Below are 20494 nucleotides of genomic sequence, written 5' to 3'. Positions count from 1 at the left end.
TCCTGTTGGATCAGTTCATCGGCCAGGGCAGGTCGGTCACGTCCTGCAGCAGTCCCGGCGGGAAATCGCGGTTCAGCGCCCCGGCCATCACGCACATCAGCGCGATGCCGGCGGCGGTGAGGATCAGCGTCTTCGGCCAGCCCGCCTGCGCGCGCACCCGCAGGAACGACACGAGGAAGCCCAGCAGCGCGAGGATGAAGCCAAGCACGTAGGTTGCCGCGATCAGCCCGGCGAACCACGCCAGCGTCGACCACAGCCCATAGGGCGCGTCGGCGTCCTCTCCGGCCATTTCCTTGTCGGCGAAGATGCTGTCGGTCTCCGGGCGCAGCAGCATCTGCACCAGCACGATCAGCACGGCAGCCAGCGTGATGCCCCCCACGACCAACGGCACGATCTTGTCGGTCATGTTGTAGTCGGGGATCATGTTCGCGTTGATCAGCGCGGCCACGACATAGGCCAGAAGAACCATCAGGAAGACCAGCGGCGCGCGCTTCGATCCGGCTTGGACGTCACCCTCGGCCATGATGGATTTCGCCTGCCGCAGACCCAGCACCACTGACACCACCGTGATGATCAGCAGCACGATGACGATCGGCGAGAAGATGTATTGCATCCCTGCCTCGAACGAGTCGCGAAAGCGGAAGGACGCGATCTGGAACGCCTGGTTGGAGAATTTCTCCACCGGGTTGGACAGCACGAAGCCGATCAGGAAGGCCGGGCGCGACCAGTCGAAGCGGCGCAGGAAGATGCCGATCAGACCGATGGCGAACAGCGCGAGGATGTCTTCGAAGTTCTGGCCAGACTGGAACGCAGCGAAGCTGATCAACATGAACAGGAACGGCGCGAGATAGGTGAAGCGGATCGTGGTCAGACGTGCGATCCCGCCCGAGGCCGCGATGCACAGCAATGTGCCGACCACGTTTGCCAGCGCCAGCAGCCAGACGATGGAATAGGTGATGTCGAGATTGTCACGCAGCATCGACGGGCCAACTTCGATGTCGCCCGACCCCAGCAGGGCAATCGCCCCGATGAAGATCGCCATCGACCCAGAACCGGGGATGCCGAACAGCAGCGTCGGCACCAGACCGCCGCCTTCCTTGGCGTTGTTCGAGCTTTCCGGCCCGACGACGCCGCGGATCTCACCCTTGCCGAAGTTCGACTTGTCCTTGGTGGTCTGCACCGCGTGGCCATAGGCGATCCAGTCTACGACAGACCCGCCGAGGCCCGGGATCACACCCACGACCACGCCGATCAGCGAGCAGCGCAGCGACAGCCACTTGTTGGCCACCCAGTCGCGCACACCGTCGCCCCAGCCCGCGCCGAGTTCGGCGTTCTTGGCAATGGCGCGATCCTGGCGCAGCAGGCTGACAATCTCCGGCACGGCAAAGATGCCAAGGCCCACGATCACCAGCTGCAGCCCGTCGGTCAGGTAGGGAATGTCATAGGTGGCCATGCGCAGGCTGCCGCCCGCGTCGGCCTCGCCGATGGTCCCGATCAGCATGCCCAGACCGGCCGCCGCAAGGCCCTTGAGCGCAACACGCCCCGCCAGAACCGCCACCATGGACAGGCCGAGGATCGAGATCATCAGCATTTCCGGCAGGCCGAAGGCCAGCACCAGCGGCCGCGCCACCACGATGAACAGCGTCAGGAAGGCCGCACCGACCAGCCCGCCGAACAGTGACGAGGTAAAGGCAGCCGACAGCGCCCGCGCCGCCTGCCCCTTTTTCGCCAGCGGGAACCCGTCCAGCACCGTCGCCTGTGACGCCGAACTGCCGGGAATGCCCATCAGGACCGACGCAAAGGTGTCGGAGGTCGGCACGACGGCCACCATCCCCACCATCAGTGCCAGCCCCAGCACCGGGTCCATGCCGAACATGAACGGCAGAAGCAGCGACAGGCCCGCGATGCCGCCAAGCCCGGGGAAGACGCCCACGGCAAGGCCCATGACGACGCCGAGGACAAGGTAGCCCAGGACGGCAGGTTGCAAGATCATGGCCCATGCCTGGCCAAGCGCAGGCAGGGCGGTGACGAAAAGGTCCATCACACCGGCTTTCGATTGAGTTGTGAAGAAAAGAGGAGGACGGTCCCGCGTCAGGCCAGAGGCCGCGCGGCGGGACCGTCCGAAACGGCGCTTATTCCAGCGTCACGCCATAGGCTTCTTGCAGCCAGTTCTGGACGTAGGCCTTGGCCTCCGGCGACACGGTAGTGCCGGTTTCGGTGGCGCGCTTGGCGCCTTCGCCGACGAAGACCTCGTACTTGCCCACCTGCTTTGCCGCGATGGCGGCGAAATCGTCGCGCGAGCGCACCGCGTCAAAGGCCTCCGCAAAGGTCGCGGCGACGTCATCCGGGGTGCCAGCGGGCAGGAAGGCGATCTTCTGCACCGGGAACCCGGCCACGAAGAAGGCTTTCCACGCGTCCCATGCCTCGCCGGAGGTCTCGCAGCCGTCGGTGGCCTCGCAGACTTCCTTGAAGGTGGGGATGTCCGGGAAGGTGGGGTCGCGCACGATGTTGCCGTCGTCGTCCAGTGCGCCCCAGGTCATCATCGGCACAGCCTTGCCTTGCTCGGCCAGATCCGCCGAGGCACCGAGGTAGCCCGAGGACGTCTGGTAGTCGATCGTCGCTTCGCCGCGTTCGAACATCAGGCGGCCGTCACCGCGCCCCTTGATGCCGAAAACCGGCTCCACGTTCATGCCCAGCATTTCCCAGGCCAGCAGCGGCACCAAGTCGAGGCGCGTCGCGCCCTGCGAACCGTAGATGAAGTCGATGTCCTGAAGGTTGTTGGCGGATCCGTCGAATTTCTCGCCGTCCTCGGCGTTCAGATAGGCCACGCCGCCGGTGCCAGAGGCCATGACCGGCACCCAGTCGCTGTATTCATAGCGCACACGCGGATCGCCCAGCAGGTAGGGGAACTGGGTCGAGCCGGAGGTGCCGAACAGCAGCGTGCCGTCGTCGTATTCCTGCTCCTGGAACCAGTTCGCGCCCTTGGTCGAGCCTGCACCCGGCATGAATTTCACCACGACCGTCGGGTTGCCCGGCAGTTCTTCGGACAGCAGCGGTGCAAAGAAGTTCGCCCATTTGGCCGAGCCGCCGGTTTCCGAAAACGGAATAACCCATTCGATCGTTTTCCCGGACATGTCGACTTCGGCCAGCGCCGGGGCTGCAATCAGTGTGGCTGCCGCAACCGAGGTTGCAAGTTGCTTGATGGTCATTGGTGTCCTCCCGTAGACCTATGCCGGCGCCGACCTTGGATCGGCACCTTGCGGTATTATCATTTCAAGGGAATGATTCCCTCCTCCAATGGCGCCAACATTGCCGTCCCAACCTTGCGCGAAACTTGCGCAACATGCTGAAGAAGTAGCCATGCGCATTGCCGTCATCGAAGACAACGAAGCCCTCGCCCAAGGTATCGCATTCAGGTTGAAGGATCGGGGCCATGCGGTAGACCTTCTATATGACGGAACGGAAGCGGATGCCTTCCTGTCGCAAGAGGGCGCCGACCTTGTGGTGTTGGATCTGAACCTGGCCGGCATGGATGGACTCGATGTGTTGCGGGCCCTGCGCCGCAGGGGCGACGGGACGCCGGTGATCTTGCTGACCGCTCGATCCGAGACCGCAGAGCGTGTGGCGGGACTGGACGCCGGGGCGGACGATTATCTTACAAAACCCTTCGAGATGGACGAGCTCGAGGCGCGGCTGCGCGCCATGGCCCGGCGCAAGGAGCTTGAATTCAGCGCGCGCGACGCACTTGGCCCACTCGTCTTTGACCGCACATCCCGCCAGCTGTTGCAGGATGAGACGCCGCTGGATATCCCCCGCAAGGAAATCGCCACGTTGGAATGCCTGCTGGAACGGCGCGGCCGGATCGTGTCGAAGGCGCAGCTGATCACGCATGTCTATGGCACCGGGTCGGACGCCGAAGACAGCGCGATCGAGCCGCATGTCTCGCGCCTGCGCAAACGGCTCGACCCCTTTGGGATCAAGATCAAGACAGCCCGCGGACTGGGCTACATGCTCGAGATCGTCGACACATGAAGGCGCTGTCGCTGCGGATGCGGCTGGTCCTCGTGATCCTGCCGCCGTTGCTTCTGGTGTCCGTGCTGTTGGGCTGGTGGCGGTTCGAGGTGGCACAGCGCACCTCCGAAGAGCTCTTTGACCGCAGCCTGTTGTCCGCAGCACTGGCGATTTCGCGAGATGTGGCGATCTCCGAAGGGGATGCGCTGTCGCCCGGCACCCGGCGCGTGATCTCGGACGCGGGCGGGGGCGAGCTGTTCTACCATGTCACCGGGCCGGGCGGCATTTACGTCACCGGCTACGCCTACCCTCCCCGCCCGGAAACGAAGGTCGAGCGCGACGTGCCCTTCTACTACGTCGCGCAATACCGGGGCGAAGAAATGCGCGTGTTGCGTCTGATCGAAAGCCGCACCATCGGCAACCTCTCCGGCGAGACTGTCGTCACGGTCTGGCAGCGCGTCAGCGAACGTCGCGCCTTTGCGCGGGAGCTCGCGCTGCGCGCCGCGGCGCTCATCGCTGGTCTGATGACAGCGCTGGCGCTGGTGATCTGGTTCGGCGTGCAGATCGGGCTTCGCCCGCTCAACGACCTGCAGGACGCGATCCGCAAACGCTCACCGGACGATCTGGGGCCAATCCGCCGTGCTGTCCCGAAAGAGGTGTCAGGCATCGTCTCCACCCTCAACCGACTGTTTGGACAGGTGCAAGACAGCATCGAAACCCATCAGGCCTTCATCTCGGATGCAGCGCATCAGCTGCGCAATCCGGCCGCAGCGGTGCTGGCCCTGGCAGAAACCCTGCCCGATGTACGCGACCCGGCCGCCCGCACCGCGCGTCATCACGAACTGATCAAGGCCGCCCGCTGGTCAGCCCGACTGTCGGAACAGCTGCTGTCCCTGGAACGGCTGCGCTACGACACCGGGACGGCGATGAGCCCCTTGGATCTGAACAGGGTTGTCGAAGAGACCTGTCGCAGCTTCGCACCCAAGGCGCTGTCAGGCGATCTCGACTTCGTCATGGACACGGCACCCGATCCGCTGGTGGTCGCGGGCAACCCGGTGCTTCTGGGTGAAGCTGTCATGAACCTGTTGGAAAACGCTTTGACACACGGCGGACCGGACCTGCGCAGCATTGCGGTACGCACACTGCCAGACGGCGACAAATGCGTCGTGCTGATCGAAGACGACGGCGAGGGTATCCCCGAGGATCAGACGGACGCCGCCTTTCGGCGCTTCTCACAGTTGCGCAACGGTGAGGGATCGGGTCTGGGGCTGGCCATCGTGGAACAGATCGTGCAGCGGCACGGCGGCACCGTGCGTCTGGACAACGGGACCGGGGGGCTGACCGTCAGGCTGGCTCTGCCGCGCCTGTGAGCTACTCACCATCTCTTGGACAGGATCTGGCGCAATTTAAGCTACTCCTTGCACCTGCTGATCGGGTTGGTTGATATCGTTTCGCTGCCAATAGGCCAGCGTCGGAGGCTCGCCGCCGAGTGCTAAGTGCGGGCGCTGGTAGAAAGTCATCCATTTCCGGATGGCCGCTTTCGTCTCTGATCCGGCCCCCAGGCATGCAGGTAGACGCATTCGTATTTCAGGGTACGCCACAGCCGCTCGATGAAGATATTGTCGAGGAACCGGCCTTTCCCATCCATCGATATCCGCACATGGGACTGACGGGGCCGCTCGGTCCAGGCAAAGGACGTGAACTGGCTGCCCTGATCCGTGTTCATCATCTCGGGCGGGCCGAACTTGTGGATGGCCCATATGCAGGCCGCCCGGCAGGCCCCGCCGTTCACCGAAGCGCATGCGGCCAAGGCGCGCGAAGTGGCCGAGTTCCTCCGCGCCCATGGCGCCTGGGACGGCGGCAACCTGGTGACCCTCGACATCGCCGGCACCCGTTACGTCATCGCCGACATCGGCATGCGCATGCTCACCCCGCGGAAGCTCTTCACCGCCCAGGGCTTCCCCCGCGACTACGTCATCGAGGGCGTCTGGGAGCAGGACAGCGATGGCGCGTGGGACTGGCGCAGCTTCACCAAGCACACACAGGTCAATTGCGTGGGGAACTCCGTCTGCCCGCCCGTCGCCGCGGCGGTGGCGAAGGCGAATTGTGGGCAGTTGGCTGAGAAGGAGGAAGCAGGGGAGATGAGCAAATGAGCGCCGCAAGAGCATCCGCCGCCGTGATCCGAAATGCAATCAAGGCCGCAAGAGAATGTGGCATCCCCATCAGCGCTGTCGAAGTCCTGAGAGAGAGGTCAGTACGGATCCTTGCAACGCCCCCGGAGGCACTCCTACCCTCCGGAGATCAGGGGGTGAATTCATGCGACGGATTGTTCGGGGAGGCGTCAGGTTGAAGCACCTCAACAGATCGGGCACGTTTCCAAGCGGCAACCCGCGCGTCTATCTCCGCCCCAAGGGCAAGAAAGGGGTGCCCCTGCCCGACCTTCCCTCAGACCACCCGGAATGGCACTCTGCCTACAGCGCACTGCTCAGCGCTCACGATCAGCGCATGCCTCCTCCGCACGTCCATCACCGAACAGGGTCGATTGGCGCAGGCCTGCGCGCCTATATGGCCTCAGACCACTTTCTCGGCCCTGCACCGTCGACCAGCAGCGCCTTGCCTTTGAACTGATGCACCGGACCTGTGCCAGCATCGGTGATGCCTGCCGCCTTGGGCCCGGGATGGTCCACAATGGCTGGCCTCATTACCGGCGCAAGAAATCAGGCAGCGAAGCCGTGTGTCCCTTCACGGTTCCGGGGCCCGCCTGGTATGAGGCAGACGATCACCTCGCTCGATGCCTGACGGCTGCACCGAGACACATGACCTTCCTCACGACCCGGCAAGGTGCTCCACGTTCGCACAAGAGTGCCGCCCAGTGGTTCAGCCGCGCTTACACCGACGCGGGCCTCACGGGGCTGAGCGCCCACGGCATCAGAAAACACCGTGCCTCGGTCTTCAAGGAGAACGGCGCCACGCCCGAGCAGCGCATGGCGTTCCTTGGACACGAAACACAAAGCGAGGCCGCGCGCTACAGCAAGAGCGCGGACCTTCAGAAGGTCGTATCGGGAACGGAAAGCTCCAACTCAGCCGGAACCAAGTTCAAAATTGGGTGATTTACCCAATGTTTTCAAAGCTGGATGAAGAAAGTGGCGCACCGGGGAGGATAGCCGGATCCATTGATAATGCTGATACTTTCAACGATGTTGTACTTTTCCGGCTCATTGCAGATCAATGACTTATGCGCCGCAATGTACAAGATTTCATGCCCGCGCAACTCCCTGAAAGCCTCTGGCCGAGTTACGCCACATTCTTCAGGCGGACGCCTATATGGGCTTCAAGGCGCTCTATGCGCCCGATGCCACCGGCGCGGTGCGCATCCGGTAGGCCGCATGCTGGGCACACCTGCGCCGGGACTTCCACCATGTCTGGACCGGCACCAAGTCGGAGATCGCCCGGGAGAGTAGCACCTGTTGGACATCAAGATTCTGGGCACTGACTCGGGCAAGATCCTTTGCAGTCTTGCCGGGCTGGATGAAGCGGGAGCAGTTGTGTTTCGCAAACGGCTTCAGCAGCATCGGCTACTGAACTTGACCTGCCATTTAACTTTCATCCAGCTGCGACTTGAGCCCGGTTGGTGTTTACGCCGATCGGCACAGGTTGAGCAATCGCCCGACGCGCGGAGCTTTCATCTCGCGCAGCGGGGCTGGCGATTGCGGTGGTCAGTGCGGGCGCGACCCGGCGCCCCGAAATCGAAGTGTCCCGGATGGCGGCAAGGCGCTCCCGAGTAATAATGTCGACCACGCTGAGCACCCGGACTCGCGGGCCTCTGGCGAACTGGTCGTGGACAAAATCCAGCGACCAGCGGGCATTGGGACGCGTCTCGACTAGAATCGAGGCTCGCGTCCCGGTAGCCTTGCGACTGACCTCTCGCTTGCGCACTGTCAGCCCCTCCTAGCGGTAGAGCCGATAGATCCGGTTAATGTCGGAAGGCTCGCCCTCACGCGCAGCAGGACGAAGAGCCGTCTATAACCGAACGGTCGACGCTCGTTAGCCAGCTCTCGCAACCGCCCACGCAGCACCGTGGCCGGCTCACTCCGCGCCTTGTAGCAGACCATCCTGCGATCCGGCCCGGCTACCGTTGGTGGACATCTAGCAGGCACTCCATTACCCCGTCAAAGCGGGGAAGCCGGACGCTCACAGCCCTACTGCAGGGCGCCAGCTCATCATGGGTCAGATAGCTATTGGCCAGCCCTGAAATGTGGGCCGCAGACGCCACTTGCCTACAAACGCCGCAACCGGATCGAGATCATGTTCGGCAGGCCCAAAGACTGGAGGAGGGTTGCGACCCGTTATGACCGCTGCCCACAAATCTTCTGCTCAGCAATCGCACTCGCTGCGAGTGTAATCTTCTGGCTTTAGAGAGAACGAGTCCTGACCCTAATTAAGCTGGAACGTCGCATCCAAAGGCCCTGGCCAGATAAGGTCCGGTGATCGAAAGATTGTCCGCGATCAGCCCGGCCGGGCCTCCCTGATAGATGATATTGCCGCCGCGCCGCCCGGCACCGGGGCCCATCTCGATGATGTGGTCGGCCGCCGCGATCATGTCGAGATTGTGCTCAACGACGATCAGCGTAATTCCCCGGTCGGTCAGAGCCCGAAACAGCCCTATCAGCCGATCCACATCGGCCATGTGAAGACCGGATGTCGGCTCGTCGATGACGTAGATGCGGCCGGCGCGCCCAAGCTCGGCGGCCAGTTTTAATCTCTGCCTCTCGCCGCCCGACAATGTCGAAAGGCGCTGTCCGATCTGCATGTAGGCCAGCCCAACCTGCTCCAACCGGGCCAGCGCGTCCAGGATCGCCCCGTGACGGCGGAACAGGGCCCGGGCTTCTGCTGCGCGCATCCCCATGACCTGATCGATGGAACATCCGGCGACCCGGACTGACCGGGCTTCGACGCCATAACCCGATCCGCCGCAGGCTTCGCATGTGGTTTCGACAGCATCGAGGAAGGCAAGATCGGTCTTGACCGTCCCACGCCCCTTGCAGACCGGACAGGCACCGGCCGCATTCGTGCTGAACAGCCCGACAGGTTTCCTGCTGGATCGAGCGAATTCCCGGCGGATATCGTCCATGATGCCGAGATAACTGGCGGGCGTGGAACGGGACGACCCGCGCAGCTCGGCCTGATCGATGACGACGACATCGGAGCGAAGGCCCGGCAATATGCGACTGGCAAGTGTGGTTTTCCCCGAGCCCGCAACCCCCGCGACCACGGTCATCACACCCAGGGGGATATCGACGGAAAGGTCATGCAGGTTGAACATCGACTGGTTGCGGACCCCGATCCAGCCGGAGGGCCTGCGGGGCATTTGATTGAGGCTGCGAGATTTTCGAAAGCCGCGGCCGGTCGGGGTATCGGCCTGCCGCAGACCTGCCAGCGCCCCCTGATAGACGATGCTGCCGCCGGATGTCCCGGCGCCGGGGCCCATATCGATCACGTGATCGGCGATGGCGATCAGATCGGGATCATGCTCGACCAGAAGGACGCTGTTGCCCTTGTCACGAAGACGAACGAGCAATTGGCCAAGATGATCGACGTCGCGGGCATGAAGCCCGACGCTCGGCTCGTCGAAGATATAGGCGATATCGGCAAGGCTGCTGCCGAGATGCCGGATCATCTTGATCCGCTGCGACTCGCCTCCCGACAGGCCCGAGGTCCCGCGATCCAGACTGAGATAGTCGAGACCGATATCGATCATGCTCTCGAGCTTCTCGGTCAGCGACGAGATCACCGGGCGCATCTCGGGCACATCGATCCCACGAAGGAACTCCAGCAGATCGCCGGCCTCCATCCCTGCGCAATCCGCGATATTGCGCCCCGCGATCCGGCAGGACAGCACCGCCGGATTGAGACGGCCGCCGCCGCAGGCGTCGCATGGCCCGCTGGTGGTGACGCGGTTCAGCGCGTCCCGCTCGCCCTCCGAGTTATCCGCCTCGTCCCGGTCCAGGAAAGAGCGCCGCAGACGCGGCAGAACGCCCTCATAAACCGTGCTTTTCAGCCAGCCTGGTTTCGGGTCGGTGACAGGCGTTCCCTGTTCGACGGTCAGGCGCCGCCATTCCTCGTCGCTATAGGCGGAAAGCGGCTTCGAGGTGTCGAAGAAGCCGGAAAGGGCGTAGCGTTTCCAGCGCCACGACCCCGGTTCGAACCCCGGAAACAGGATCGCGCCCTCGTCCAACGTGCGGTCGCGGTCGAACAACGCGGCCTCGTCGATCCTGCGCACCGTCCCCAGCCCCTGGCATAGCGGGCACATCCCGTCCGGGTTGTTGAATGAAAACAGGCTGGATTCACCCACATGCGGCTTGCCGATGCGGGAAAAAAGCAGACGCAGGAGGGCATAGATTTCGGTCGCGGTCCCGACCGTGGATCGACGATTCCCGCCGAGACGACGCTGATCGACAACAATCGATGCCGGCAGGTTCTCAAGCCGGTCCGCGTCCGGCTGGCCATGATGCGGAAGCCGGTTGCGCACGAAGCTCGGATAGGTTTCGGCCAGCTGGCGTTGGGATTCAGCGGCGATGGTGTCGAACAGAAGCGAAGATTTCCCCGAGTCGGAGACTCCGGTGAAAACCACGATCCGCCCCTTGGGGATCTCGACGGATAGATTCCTGAGATTGTTCGTACGGGCGCGCAGGATGCGCATCGGCTTGTCAGTCATTTCCATTTACTTCCGTCTGCAACCCGCGCACCGCCTTGCTGCAAAGCTCGGCAAACAATGCCTGTTCAGCCAGCGTCATGGCGGACGCCACCCGTTGCGCGGCGTCACGTCGCTGCAAGGCCGCGCGTTCCATGAAGGCCTTGCCATGCGCGCTGAGCGTGGTCGCCTGAACCCGCCGGTCCTCCTCATCCGGGAACTGATCCACCAGCCCCAGATCCTTGAGCACCCGCAAGGCCTTCGAAAGCTGCGGACGCGCGACACCCAGTCGTTCGCTCATGACCGACGGCCGCAGGGCGCCCTCGATACGCAAGACGTCCAAGACGTCATACTGAGCCCAAGTCAAGGTCTCGGGCGTAAACCGATTGCGTCGGGCAACCAGTTCAGATTGCAACAAGGAAAGCGCGTCTTCCAGCGCATCAGCATATATAGTTTCCATTTGGAAAATATATTTTCGTAATGATCCTATTTCAACGGCTCTGATGGTGTGACCGCCCCCCGACGGCATCGATGTGCCAAGGTGGGTCTGCGATGATCCACAGCGAGGAGCGGTCATGTCGAAGATCATCACAATCGGGCTCGATCTGGCGAAGAATGTATTCCAGCTGCATGGGGCCGACGCGTCGGGGCGCGCGGTGCTGCGCAGGACGCTGCGACGTGGTCAGGTGCCCGAGTTTCTCGGCGGCCTGCCGTCTTGCACCGTTGCGATGGAGGCATGCGGCGGGGCACACCACTGGGGGCGTGAGATAGGGAAGCTGGGCCATCAGGTCCGGCTCATCCCGCCTGCCTACGTGAAACCGTTTGTGCGCAGGCAAAAGAATGATGCGGCCGACGCCGAAGCGATCTGCGAAGCAGCGCAGCGCCCGAACATGCGGTTCGTGCCGGTAAAGAGCGAGGAGACGCAGGGTGCCGCTGCGGTGTTCCGGGTGCGCGAACTTCTGATCCGGCAGCGCACCCAGACGATCAATGCCCTCCGCGGCCACCTGACCGAGTTCGGCGAGGTCGTCCCGCAGGGCGCCGCAAGCATGCGCCGGCTGATCACGGTGATCGAGGAGCCCGGCAGTGGCCTGCCAGAGGCGGCACGCCCGACGTTGCAGGTCCTCGTGGATGTCCTGCGCCATCTCGACGAACGGATCGCCGAGCTTGACGCGGAGATCGCCCGCCGGGCGCGGGAGAACGACTTGGCACGACGGCTGATGACGATCCCCGGCATCGGCCCGTTAATCGCCCCGGCGTTCGCGACACTGGCTCCGCCGCCGGAGCATTTCTGCCGGGCACGAGACTTCGCGGCATGGCTCGGTCTCACACCTCGGCAGCACTCGACCGGCGGGAAACAGCGTCTTGGGGCGACGACCAAGATGGGGGAACGCTCGCTTAGGCGGCTGCTGATCATCGGTGCCAACAGCGTTATCATCAAACGGCACACTCATGCCGCGGCCAGGCCCGGGACGTGGCTGGGCGGCATGCTCGCACGCAAGCCGGGAATGCTCGTGCGGGTTGCACTTGCGAACAAGATGGCGAGGATCGTCTGGGCCCTCATGGCCCGCGGCGGCGTCTACAGGGCTCCGGTCGTAGCGGCGTAGTCCGCCGCGGCAGGGGAACGTCGGAGCGTAAGAGGGCAAGGAGCAGTATGGCGCAATCGTCGTGAGACAGGGTCGGGACACCCAGGGTGCAACAGAGTGCCACCGAGCACGCGGCTTTGATCTGGACCTGATCCTCGACCACCATACGGGCCCGCGGCACAAACGGCCGCATCACGAGGCCGGATACATGTCAGCACCCGATGATGCGTCATAAAGCTCCGAAAACCCTCTTGCGCATGGGGCGGTTATACATGTTTCACAAATCGGCTGGACGCGAAAAAGGGGGCGCGGTCGCCTGATCGGGCGAACCAAGGGCGGCATGAACACCAAGTTACATGCCGTCACGGACACGAACGGCCGCCCAATCAGCTTCTTCGTCTCCGCTGGCCAAGTCAGATGTAGTGGTTGCCGCCCTCCCTAGACGGCATCGCAATGTGCCAAGGTCGTGGTGTTCAACGCCACACGCGAAGGAGGACGGCGAGATGAAGAATCTGATGATTGGGGTCGATCTGGCAAAGGCAGTTTTTCAAGTTCATGGTGCCCTTCGAACGGGGGAAGTCCAGTTCCGCAAGAAGCTGACGCGGAAGCAATTCCCCGCGTCCATGGCGCAGCACGAGCCCAGCATGGTGATTTTCGAGGCGTGCGGCAGCGCACATTTTTGGGCCCGTGAGATGGAAGCTCTTGGGCACGAGGTAAAGCTGATCGCACCGCAATATGTGCGCCCTTTTGTGAAGCGGCAGAAAAATGATGCGGCCGATGCTGAGGCGCTTGTCATTGCGGCACGCCAGCCTGAGATGCGTTTCGTGGAGCCCAAAACAGTCGAGCAGCAGTCTTGCGCGGCGGTCTTCCGCGGCCGGGAACACCTGGTGCATCAGCGGACTGCTGATGTGAACGCCTTACGGGCTCTGCTGTATAAGCACGGCTATGTGTTTCCGGTCGGCATGTCCCACCTCAATCGCATGACGGCGCTTGTGCAGGATGAGACCGTCGACTTGCACGCGCTGATCCGGGAAGAGTGCCTGGACCTGCTCGGGCAAATCGCAGAGAAAACCGCGCGCATCATTGAGCGCACTAAGAAGCTCAAGACGCTGGCCACCCAGTCAAACAGAGCACGCCGGCTGCAGACGATGCCGGGTGTTGGACCGCTGACGGCCGTTGCAGTCGAAGCGTTTGGTCCCGACATGGTGGAATTCAAAATCGGGCGCAACTTTGCGGCTTGGTCGGGCCTTGTTCCTCGGCAACATTCCTCCGGAGGCAAGGAGCGCCTTGGTCGCATGACGAAGGCTGGTCAAGCCGATATCCGACGCCTGTTGATCATCGGCGCAATGTCGCGACTGAACTGGCTCGGACAGCGCACAATTACGGAGGGCAGCTGGCTGTCACGCATGCTGGCGCGCAAACCCAGGATGCTGGTCGCGATCGCGCTCGCCAACAAGATGGCCCGCCAGATCTGGGCGATGCTGACAAAGAATAAAGATTACAGAGATCCGGCGATGGCGGTCGTGGCATGATGCTCATGTCGAACCGTTAGGGCCGGTGCCGAGGGAGTGTGAGAAGACGACGACCTGAATGGGCAAAATGATCGAACAGATCTGGATTGGGAAAACCAGTTAGTCGCTACGAGCATTGAGCTCGAAAGCCAGATTTGGACCCAATCTGCTGATCACCGTCCCGGCCCGCGGCTTCTGGAAACGCCGTATCATGAAGGCCTCACAGAAGTTCGCACTCGATCACACGCTAATATGGTCAAAAGCTTCTTGCACTACGGGCGGCAACCACAGAAGAGGACGGGGCTCGGTGTCGTCAGCCAAAAGCCCACCTCACCCGGCGCCCTAACCCGGGATGGGCGCGCGCAGGACGACGTTGGAATAGCCGTCGTGGATCACCCGGCTCATGGCATCGCGGGCGTCCGTCTGGGCGCCGGAGGCGATGGCCGATACGATGGCACGGTGGCGCTGGGCCACGGTTTCACGGCGGTCCGCGAAATCGCCGATATGCTCTGCCATAAACAGCGAATAGAGCGCCGTCTGCACCAGATCGCCAAGGGATTGCAGGAACCGGTTGCCGGACAGCCGCAGCACCTGCTTGTGGAACGCGTAGTCCGCAAGGGCGAACTCCGTCGGCGTGTCGGCGGCGGCGAGCCGGTCGCAGATCGCGTGCAGCGCGTCCAGATCCACCTGGTTGACGCGCCCCGCCGCCTGCGCGGCAGCGGCCGGCTCGAAGATCATCCGGATCTCATAGAGCTCTTCGAAGAACCGTGTCGGGTTGCGTGCGGTCGCGTGCCAGCGCAGCACGTCCTCGTCGAACATGTTCCAGCCGTCGGCGGCCCGCACATGCGTGCCGACCTTGGCCTTGGACTGGATCATCCCCTTGGCGATCAGGGTCTTCTTCGCCTCGCGGACGACGGTGCGCGAGACGCCGAACATCTCGCACAGGTCGGGGTCGAGCGGGATCATCGTCTCGGCGGGGTATTCGCCTGCAACGATGGCGCGACCAAGCTGGTCCACCACGAAGGCCGTGTGATTGGACGCGCGTTCCGCCCCTGCGCCGCCCGCTGTGACCAGGGTCATGAGAGAGCGGCGGAACCAGTCGCTGTGCGCATCCTTGCCTGCGCTGCCCTTTTCTTTGCCGCCCACGTCAGCCCTTTCTGAAGGAGGATGAATGCGAAGAGCAGGCTACCGATCACGATCTTGGTCCACCAGCTCGAGAGGGTGCCGTCGAAGACAATATAGGTCTGTATCAGCCCCATGATGAGAATGCCGAAGAACGTCCCGGCGACAAAGCCGTAGCCGCCGGTCAGAAGCGTGCCGCCGATGACGACCGCCGCGATCGCGTCGAGCTCCACCCCCACCGTCGCCAGCGAATAGCCGGCCGAGGTATAGAGCGAGAACACGATGCCGGACAGCCCCGCCAGCCCGCCGGATACAGCGTAGATGCCGATCGTGGTGCGGGCCACCGGCACACCCATCAGCTTGGCCGCCTGCTCCCCGCCGCCGAGGGCATAGACATTCTGCCCGAAGCGCGTGCGATGCGCAACGAGGGCGCCGACGATGAAGGTCAGCACCATCAGACCGCCGATCAGGCGAAAGCGCGCGCCGTCGACCTTCCAGTAGAGGCCCTGAAGCGTGTCGTAGAACTCGTGCGTGATGGGCACGCTCTCGGTCGAGAGCACATAGGCCGCGCCGCGGGCCAGGAACATCCCCGCCAGCGTCACGATGAAGGGCGGCATCTCGAGATAGTGGATCGTCGCCCCCATGGCGGTGCCGAACGCGGTGGTCAGCAGCAGCACGAGCGCGAAGGCCGCCAGCGGATGCATCGAGGTCTCGCGCAGGATCACCGCGAGGAACACGCCGGTAAAGGCAATTACCGAGCCGATCGACAGGTCGATCCCGCCGGAGAGGATGACGAATGTCATCCCGACCGCTGCGATCCCGAGGAAGGCATTGTCGGTCAGCAGGTTCGCAACCACCCGCAGCGACAGCATCGCCGGGTAGGCCGAGGCGCAGAGCGCATAGGCCAACACGAAGGTCGCCAGCGTGATCAGGAGGGGCAGATGCGTGGACCGGATCATCGCGCGGTCTCCTCTTTCGTGGGGCGGGAGGCAGGGGCGTCGGGCTCGGGTTGCGGGCCGGAGGCTTTCAGCAGGTAGATGTAATTGCCGATGCGGGGCGACTGGATCACGAGGATGCCGAGGATCAGCAGCGCCTTGATGACGAGGTTGAACTCGGGCGGCAGGCCCGACAGCAGGATCACCGAGTTGACGGACTGGATGATCAGCGCGCCGATCAGCGAGGCGATGATGGAAAACCGCCCGCCCAGCAGGGAGTTGCCGCCGATCACCACCGCGAGGATCGCGTCGAGCTCGAGCCAGAGCCCGGCGTTGTTGGCGTCGGCCCCCTTGATGTCCGCCGCGACGATGACACCCGCCAGCGCGGCGCAGAGGCCGGACACGAGATAGACGCAGACCAGCAGCACGCGGCTGTTGATGCCGGCCAGCCGCGAGGAGCGCTCGTTGATGCCGATGGCTTCGATCAACATCCCCAGCGCCGTCTTGCGCACCACGAAGGTGACAAGCGCGCCCAGGGCCAGCCAGATCAGGATCGGCGTCGGAACCCCGGCCACAGTGCCCGCGCCGAGATGGATGAGCCCGGGATTGTCGAAGGTCAGGATCTTGCCCTCGGTCACCAGCTGCGCGATGCCGCGCCCGGCCACCATCAGCACCAGCGTGGCAACGATCGGCTGGATGCGCAGCACGGCCACGAGAAGCCCGTTCCACAACCCGCAGAGCCCTCCCGCGGCCAGCGCGGCGAGAAGGGCGGTGCCCCAGCCGTGGCCGTCCACCACCACCGAGGCCGCCACCGCGCCCGCGATGGCCATGACGGCGCCGACCGACAGGTCGATACCCTTGGTTGCGATCACCAGCGTCATGCCGATGCACAGCAGCGCCACCGGCGCGCCACGGTTCAGAACGTCGATCAGGTTGCCGAACAGCCGCCCGTTGCGGAAGTCGATCTCAAAGAACTCCGGAAACACCGCCACGTTGAGCGCCAGCGCCACGGCCAGGATCACCAGCTGCGGCAGGATGCGCCTCATGACGGACGGGCGGGGGCCAATGGTCTGGGACGTCATGCGACCTCCTCGGTTGCGATGGCGTTGATGATATTGTCGGGGGTGATCTGATCGCCGGTCAGCTCGCGCACCTGCTGCCGGTCGCGCAGCACCACGACGCGCGTGGAATAGGCCACCAGCTCCTCGAGCTCGGAGGAGGCCACCAGCAGCGCCATGCCATCGGCGCGCAGCTGTTCGATCAGGGTGATGATTTCCGCGTGTGCGCCGACATCGATGCCGCGCGTCGGCTCGTCGAGGATCAGGAAGGCCGGATTGGTGGCCAGCCAGCGCGCCAAGAGCGCCTTTTGCTGATTGCCACCGGACAGAAGCCGGATCGGCATGTCGAGCGATGCCAGGCGGATGTCGAGTGCGCGCACGTAGCTTCGCGCGATCTCTTCCACCTTGGCGCGGGGGATCGGGCGCATCCAGCCCTGCCGCGCCTGCAGCGCCAGAATGATGTTGTCGCGCACCGAGAGGTCGCCGACGATGCCGTCGATCTTGCGATCCTCGGGGCAGAGCGCGAACCGGTGCGCCACCGCGTCGCGCGGGTTCTTGATGGAGATGTCCTGCCCGCGCAGCGCGATGCGGCCCTGATCGGCGGGCTCCACGCCGAAGATCAGGTTGGCGGTCTCCGTCCGGCCGGAGCCGAGCAGACCGGCAAGGCCCACGACCTCGCCCTCGCGAATGTTCAGCGAAAACGGCGCCATCATGCCGCGCTTTCCCAGATCATCGATCTCGACCAGCGTCTTGCCCGCCGGGCCGACATCGCGCGCCTTGGTCCGCGCCTCGAGCTGGCGGCCGAGCATCATGGTGACGACGTCGCGCTGGGTCATCTCGGCCAGCAGGCATTCCCCCACGACGCGTCCATTGCGCAGGACGGTGGCGCGGTCGGAGATCGCGAAGACCTGATCGAGGAAATGGGTGATGAACACCACCGCCAGACCGCGCGCCTTGACCTGCCGGATCACGTCGAACAGCAGCTGCACCTCGTCGTGATCGAGGCTGGCGGTCGGTTCGTCGAGGATCAGAACCTTGCCAGACATCTCGACGGCGCGGGCGATGGCGATGACCTGCTGGATGGCGACCGAATAGGCGGTGAGCGGCTCGGCCGGATCGATGCGCAGGCCGTAGCCGGCCAGCACGGCGCGGGCCTCTTCGTTCATCCGCCGCCGCGCGATGAAGCCTCCGCGCATCGGCTGCCGCCCGAGAAACAGGTTCTCGGCCACGGTCAGGTTGGGCAGCAGGTTGACCTCCTGATACACGGTGCCGATGCCGAGGCGCTGGCTGTCGGCGGTGGAGACCGGGTGGATCTCCTGCCCGTCCATCAGCAGGGTGCCTGCGTCGCGGCGATAGGCGCCGGTCAGGCATTTGATCAGGGTGGATTTGCCGGCACCGTTTTCGCCAAGAAGCGCATGGACCTCGCCGGGCATGAGGCGCAGTTCCACGTCGTCCAGCGCGATGGTGCCGGGGAAGAACTTCGAGATGCCGCGTGCGTGCAGCACCGGCGCGTCGGGGGTGTGGGTGTCTGTCATTCGGGGACCTTATCCGCCGGGGGCCCTGCCGCGTGCAGGCGTCGCATCGGGCCGGGCGGACAGCGCCGCCCGGCCCCGTGGATCAGGGCTCAGTAGCCGAGATCCTTCTTCTCGTTGAAGATGGCCATGTTGTCATCGTCGGCGGTGAACAGCCGGGATTCGGTCTGGATCCACTTCTCGGGCTCGGTGCCGTCGGCAAGATAGGCCTCGAGCGCGTCGAGGGCAGGCCCGGCCATGTTCGGCGTCAGCTCGATCGTGGCGTTCATCTCGCCGTCGGCGATGGCCTTGTGCGCGTCCGGCACGGCGTCGATGGCGACGATCCTGATGTCTTCGCCCGGCTTGAGCCCGGCTTCCTTGATCGCCTGGATGGCTCCGACGGCCATGTCGTCGTTATGCGCATAGAGCGCGCAGATGTTCTCGCCGCCCTCGGCCTTGAGGAAGCTCTCCATCACCACCTTACCCTGGGCACGGGTGAAGTCGCCGGTCTGGCTGCGGACGATCTCGAGGTTGTCATGGCCCTCGATACCCTGCTCGAACCCGGTCTTGCGGTCGATGGCAGGGGAGGAGCCCGTGGTGCCTTGCAGCTCGACAATGCGGCACTCTTCGCCGTTCATCTCGTCGACCAGCCACTGGCCGGCCACCTCGCCTTCGTGCACGAGATCCGAGGTCACGGCGGTCAGGTAGAGCGACTCGTCTGCATCGACGGTGCGATCCAGCAGGACCACGGGAATCTCGGCGTCCTTGGCCTCTTCCAGCACCTCATCCCAGCCGGTGGCCACGACGGGCGCGATCAGGATGGCATCGACGCCCTGCGCGATGAAGCTGCGGATCGCCTTGATCTGGTTTTCCTGCTTCTGCTGGGCGTCGGCGAATTTCAGGTCGATGCCGCGCCTTTCGGCCTCTTGCCTGGTGACGGTGGTCTCCGCCGCGCGCCAGCCGGATTCCGAGCCGATCTGGCTGAAGCCAATGGTCAGGTCTGCCGCCATGGCGGCCATCGGGGCAAGCGCAATCGCAGACGCCAGAAGCGTTGTCTTCAGTTTCATGATTTCCTCCCATTCGGAGCCTCTCCTTGCTCCATGGAGGGGATTAAGTATTATTTTATTAGTTTTGTAAACAGTTCTGTGATGTGGCCGTGAGAAAAGGTCCGGTCGAGGCTCCTTCCTCTTGGATACGACCGGTTAGCGGTGCTGCGCTGCAAGGGCGCAGCATAGTCCGCGCCGCTCTAGTTTTCTTATGGGGTAGGGTGTCTCGCCCGGCTCTCGGCTTGCGAAGGCATGCTCCGAGTTCTATCGCGCGCACATACCCGCAGAGCGAAGCAGTCCTGCGCAAGGTGTTCCACCGGTCGGGTGGGCGAATGTCGATGGCCGGAAAGGGGCGGTTCCTCGGCACCACCTACAGTGAAATATCACGGCGCTCATCGAGATACGCGTGCGCGGCCCTTCGTGCATGGGGAATTGCTGCGGTGACCTGCCACCGGTCTTTCATCCAGCCGCGACCGGAGTCCGGTTGGTATTTACGCCGAGCGGCGCAGGTTGAGCAATCGCCCGACGCGCGGAGCTTTCATCTTGCGCAGCGGGGCGGGCGATTGCGGTGGTCAGGGTTCGAGCGTAGTCGGCGGGGGTCTGGTAGTCCAAGGCCGAGTGTGGGCGTTCGGTGTTGTAGTCGGCGGCCCAGGCAGCAATCACGATCCGCGCATGGGCCTGGTTACGGAACATGGTCTCGTTGAGCAGCTCGTCTCGCATCCGTCCGTTGAAACTCTCCACGAAGCCGTTCTGCATCGGCTTTCCCGGCGCGATGTAGTGCCATTCGATCCGGTGCGCGGCAGCGAAGGCTAAGATTGCGTTACTGGTCAGTTCGGTGCCGTTGTCGGAGACGATCATCCCCGGCTTTCCGCGGCGCTCGATCAGGGCCGTCAGTTCACGTGCCACACGGCGCCCCGAAATCGAAGTGTCCGGGATTGCCGCAAGGCACTCACGGGTGACGTCGTCGACCACATTGAGCACACGAAAGCGCTGGCCATTGGCGAACTGGTCATGGACGAAATCCAG

16 protein-coding genes and 4 pseudogenes are annotated in these 20494 nt (G+C 63.8%); 9 read left to right on the top strand and 11 right to left on the bottom strand.

Features of this window, described 5'->3' with window-relative positions; translation table 11 throughout:
* Positions 1 to 10: 10 nt before the first annotated feature.
* Both CVM50_RS16685 and CVM50_RS16680 read right to left on the bottom strand, forming a co-directional pair.
* Entirely contained in the window at positions 11 to 2041 is a 2031-nt protein-coding gene (locus tag CVM50_RS16685; RefSeq protein ID WP_085886559.1) for a tripartite tricarboxylate transporter permease, read from the bottom strand.
* Positions 2042 to 2132: 91 nt separating this feature from the next.
* Positions 2133 to 3209, bottom strand: a complete 1077-nt coding sequence (locus CVM50_RS16680; RefSeq protein WP_085886560.1) for a type 2 periplasmic-binding domain-containing protein — start codon at positions 3207 to 3209, stop codon at positions 2133 to 2135.
* Positions 3210 to 3360: 151 nt separating this feature from the next.
* Here CVM50_RS16680 and CVM50_RS16675 point away from each other — a divergent pair, with 151 nt between their 5' ends.
* The 5 genes and pseudogenes from CVM50_RS16675 to CVM50_RS22010 form a co-directional block, all read left to right on the top strand.
* The gene (locus tag CVM50_RS16675) at positions 3361 to 4032 is read left to right on the top strand and encodes a response regulator transcription factor (protein WP_085886561.1); all 672 of its coding nucleotides are present in this window, start codon (positions 3361 to 3363) and stop codon (positions 4030 to 4032) included.
* Complete coding sequence (locus tag CVM50_RS16670; RefSeq protein WP_085886562.1) at positions 4029 to 5381, top strand: sensor histidine kinase; 1353 nt, start codon at positions 4029 to 4031, stop codon at positions 5379 to 5381. The genes CVM50_RS16675 and CVM50_RS16670 overlap by 4 nt, the downstream gene beginning before the upstream one ends.
* A 381-nt stretch (positions 5382 to 5762) precedes the next feature.
* Entirely contained in the window at positions 5763 to 6164 is a 402-nt protein-coding gene (locus CVM50_RS16660; protein ID WP_143515555.1) for a DNA cytosine methyltransferase, read from the top strand.
* Positions 6165 to 6470: 306 nt separating this feature from the next.
* Positions 6471 to 7121: a tyrosine-type recombinase/integrase gene (locus CVM50_RS16655; protein ID WP_085886564.1), complete on the top strand. Its 651-nt coding sequence runs from the start codon at positions 6471 to 6473 to the stop codon at positions 7119 to 7121.
* A 175-nt stretch (positions 7122 to 7296) separates the two neighbouring features.
* A pseudogene (locus CVM50_RS22010) lies at positions 7297 to 7470 on the top strand (IS66 family transposase); the annotation flags it as partial.
* A gap of 144 nt (positions 7471 to 7614) precedes the next feature.
* On the opposite strand, the pseudogene CVM50_RS16645 reads toward CVM50_RS22010, so the two are convergent.
* A pseudogene (locus tag CVM50_RS16645) lies at positions 7615 to 8132 on the bottom strand (IS3 family transposase); the annotation flags it as partial.
* A gap of 157 nt (positions 8133 to 8289) precedes the next feature.
* Here CVM50_RS16645 and CVM50_RS16640 point away from each other — a divergent pair.
* Positions 8290 to 8427, top strand: a pseudogene (locus CVM50_RS16640) (transposase); the annotation flags it as partial.
* 22 nt (positions 8428 to 8449) lie between these two features.
* Here CVM50_RS16640 and CVM50_RS16635 read toward each other — a convergent pair.
* Together CVM50_RS16635 and CVM50_RS16630 are read right to left on the bottom strand one after the other, a co-directional pair.
* On the bottom strand, positions 8450 to 10726 hold the full coding sequence (locus tag CVM50_RS16635; RefSeq protein ID WP_100148536.1) for an ATP-binding cassette domain-containing protein: 2277 nt from the start codon (positions 10724 to 10726) through the stop codon (positions 8450 to 8452).
* On the bottom strand, positions 10719 to 11291 hold the full coding sequence (locus tag CVM50_RS16630; protein ID WP_232618275.1) for a MarR family winged helix-turn-helix transcriptional regulator: 573 nt from the start codon (positions 11289 to 11291) through the stop codon (positions 10719 to 10721). The genes CVM50_RS16635 and CVM50_RS16630 overlap by 8 nt, the downstream gene beginning before the upstream one ends.
* Between CVM50_RS16630 and CVM50_RS16625 the strand changes: the two genes are divergently transcribed.
* From CVM50_RS16625 to CVM50_RS16615, 3 genes and pseudogenes are all read left to right on the top strand, one after another.
* Positions 11278 to 12306 (top strand): IS110 family RNA-guided transposase, encoded by a 1029-nt coding sequence (locus CVM50_RS16625; protein WP_085886567.1) that lies wholly within the window; start codon positions 11278 to 11280, stop codon positions 12304 to 12306. The two genes, CVM50_RS16630 and CVM50_RS16625, sit on opposite strands and share 14 nt — an antisense overlap.
* Before the next feature lie 274 nt (positions 12307 to 12580).
* Positions 12581 to 12700: pseudogene (locus CVM50_RS16620) on the top strand (IS5/IS1182 family transposase); the annotation flags it as partial.
* Between the two features lie 88 nt (positions 12701 to 12788).
* Positions 12789 to 13817 (top strand): IS110 family RNA-guided transposase, encoded by a 1029-nt coding sequence (locus CVM50_RS16615; RefSeq protein WP_085886568.1) that lies wholly within the window; start codon positions 12789 to 12791, stop codon positions 13815 to 13817.
* A gap of 321 nt (positions 13818 to 14138) precedes the next feature.
* Here the strand turns inward: CVM50_RS16615 and CVM50_RS16610 are convergent, their stop codons facing one another.
* From CVM50_RS16610 to CVM50_RS16585, 6 genes are all read right to left on the bottom strand, one after another.
* Positions 14139 to 14942 carry a FadR/GntR family transcriptional regulator gene (locus tag CVM50_RS16610; RefSeq protein WP_232618274.1) on the bottom strand — a complete coding sequence of 268 codons (804 nt, stop codon included), beginning with the start codon at positions 14940 to 14942 and terminating at the stop codon, positions 14139 to 14141.
* Positions 14873 to 15877: a galactofuranose ABC transporter, permease protein YjfF gene (gene yjfF, locus CVM50_RS16605; RefSeq protein ID WP_198431925.1), complete on the bottom strand. Its 1005-nt coding sequence runs from the start codon at positions 15875 to 15877 to the stop codon at positions 14873 to 14875. The genes CVM50_RS16610 and yjfF overlap by 70 nt, the downstream gene beginning before the upstream one ends.
* Positions 15874 to 16935: an ABC transporter permease gene (locus CVM50_RS16600; protein WP_085886570.1), complete on the bottom strand. Its 1062-nt coding sequence runs from the start codon at positions 16933 to 16935 to the stop codon at positions 15874 to 15876. Before CVM50_RS16600 ends, yjfF begins: the two co-directional genes overlap by 4 nt.
* Positions 16932 to 18446 (bottom strand): sugar ABC transporter ATP-binding protein, encoded by a 1515-nt coding sequence (locus CVM50_RS16595; protein WP_085886571.1) that lies wholly within the window; start codon positions 18444 to 18446, stop codon positions 16932 to 16934. Before CVM50_RS16595 ends, CVM50_RS16600 begins: the two co-directional genes overlap by 4 nt.
* An 89-nt stretch (positions 18447 to 18535) precedes the next feature.
* Entirely contained in the window at positions 18536 to 19489 is a 954-nt protein-coding gene (ytfQ, locus tag CVM50_RS16590; RefSeq protein ID WP_085886572.1) for a galactofuranose ABC transporter, galactofuranose-binding protein YtfQ, read from the bottom strand.
* Between the two features lie 438 nt (positions 19490 to 19927).
* Positions 19928 to 20494 (bottom strand): integrase core domain-containing protein (locus CVM50_RS16585; protein ID WP_157792109.1); only part of this gene is annotated, 567 nt, incomplete at its 5' end.

Origin of the sequence: Pseudooceanicola marinus, assembly GCF_002786295.1 — a bacterium.
Taxonomy (GTDB): domain Bacteria; phylum Pseudomonadota; class Alphaproteobacteria; order Rhodobacterales; family Rhodobacteraceae; genus Pseudooceanicola; species Pseudooceanicola marinus.
This window is presented reverse-complemented; position numbering and strand designations above follow the sequence as displayed.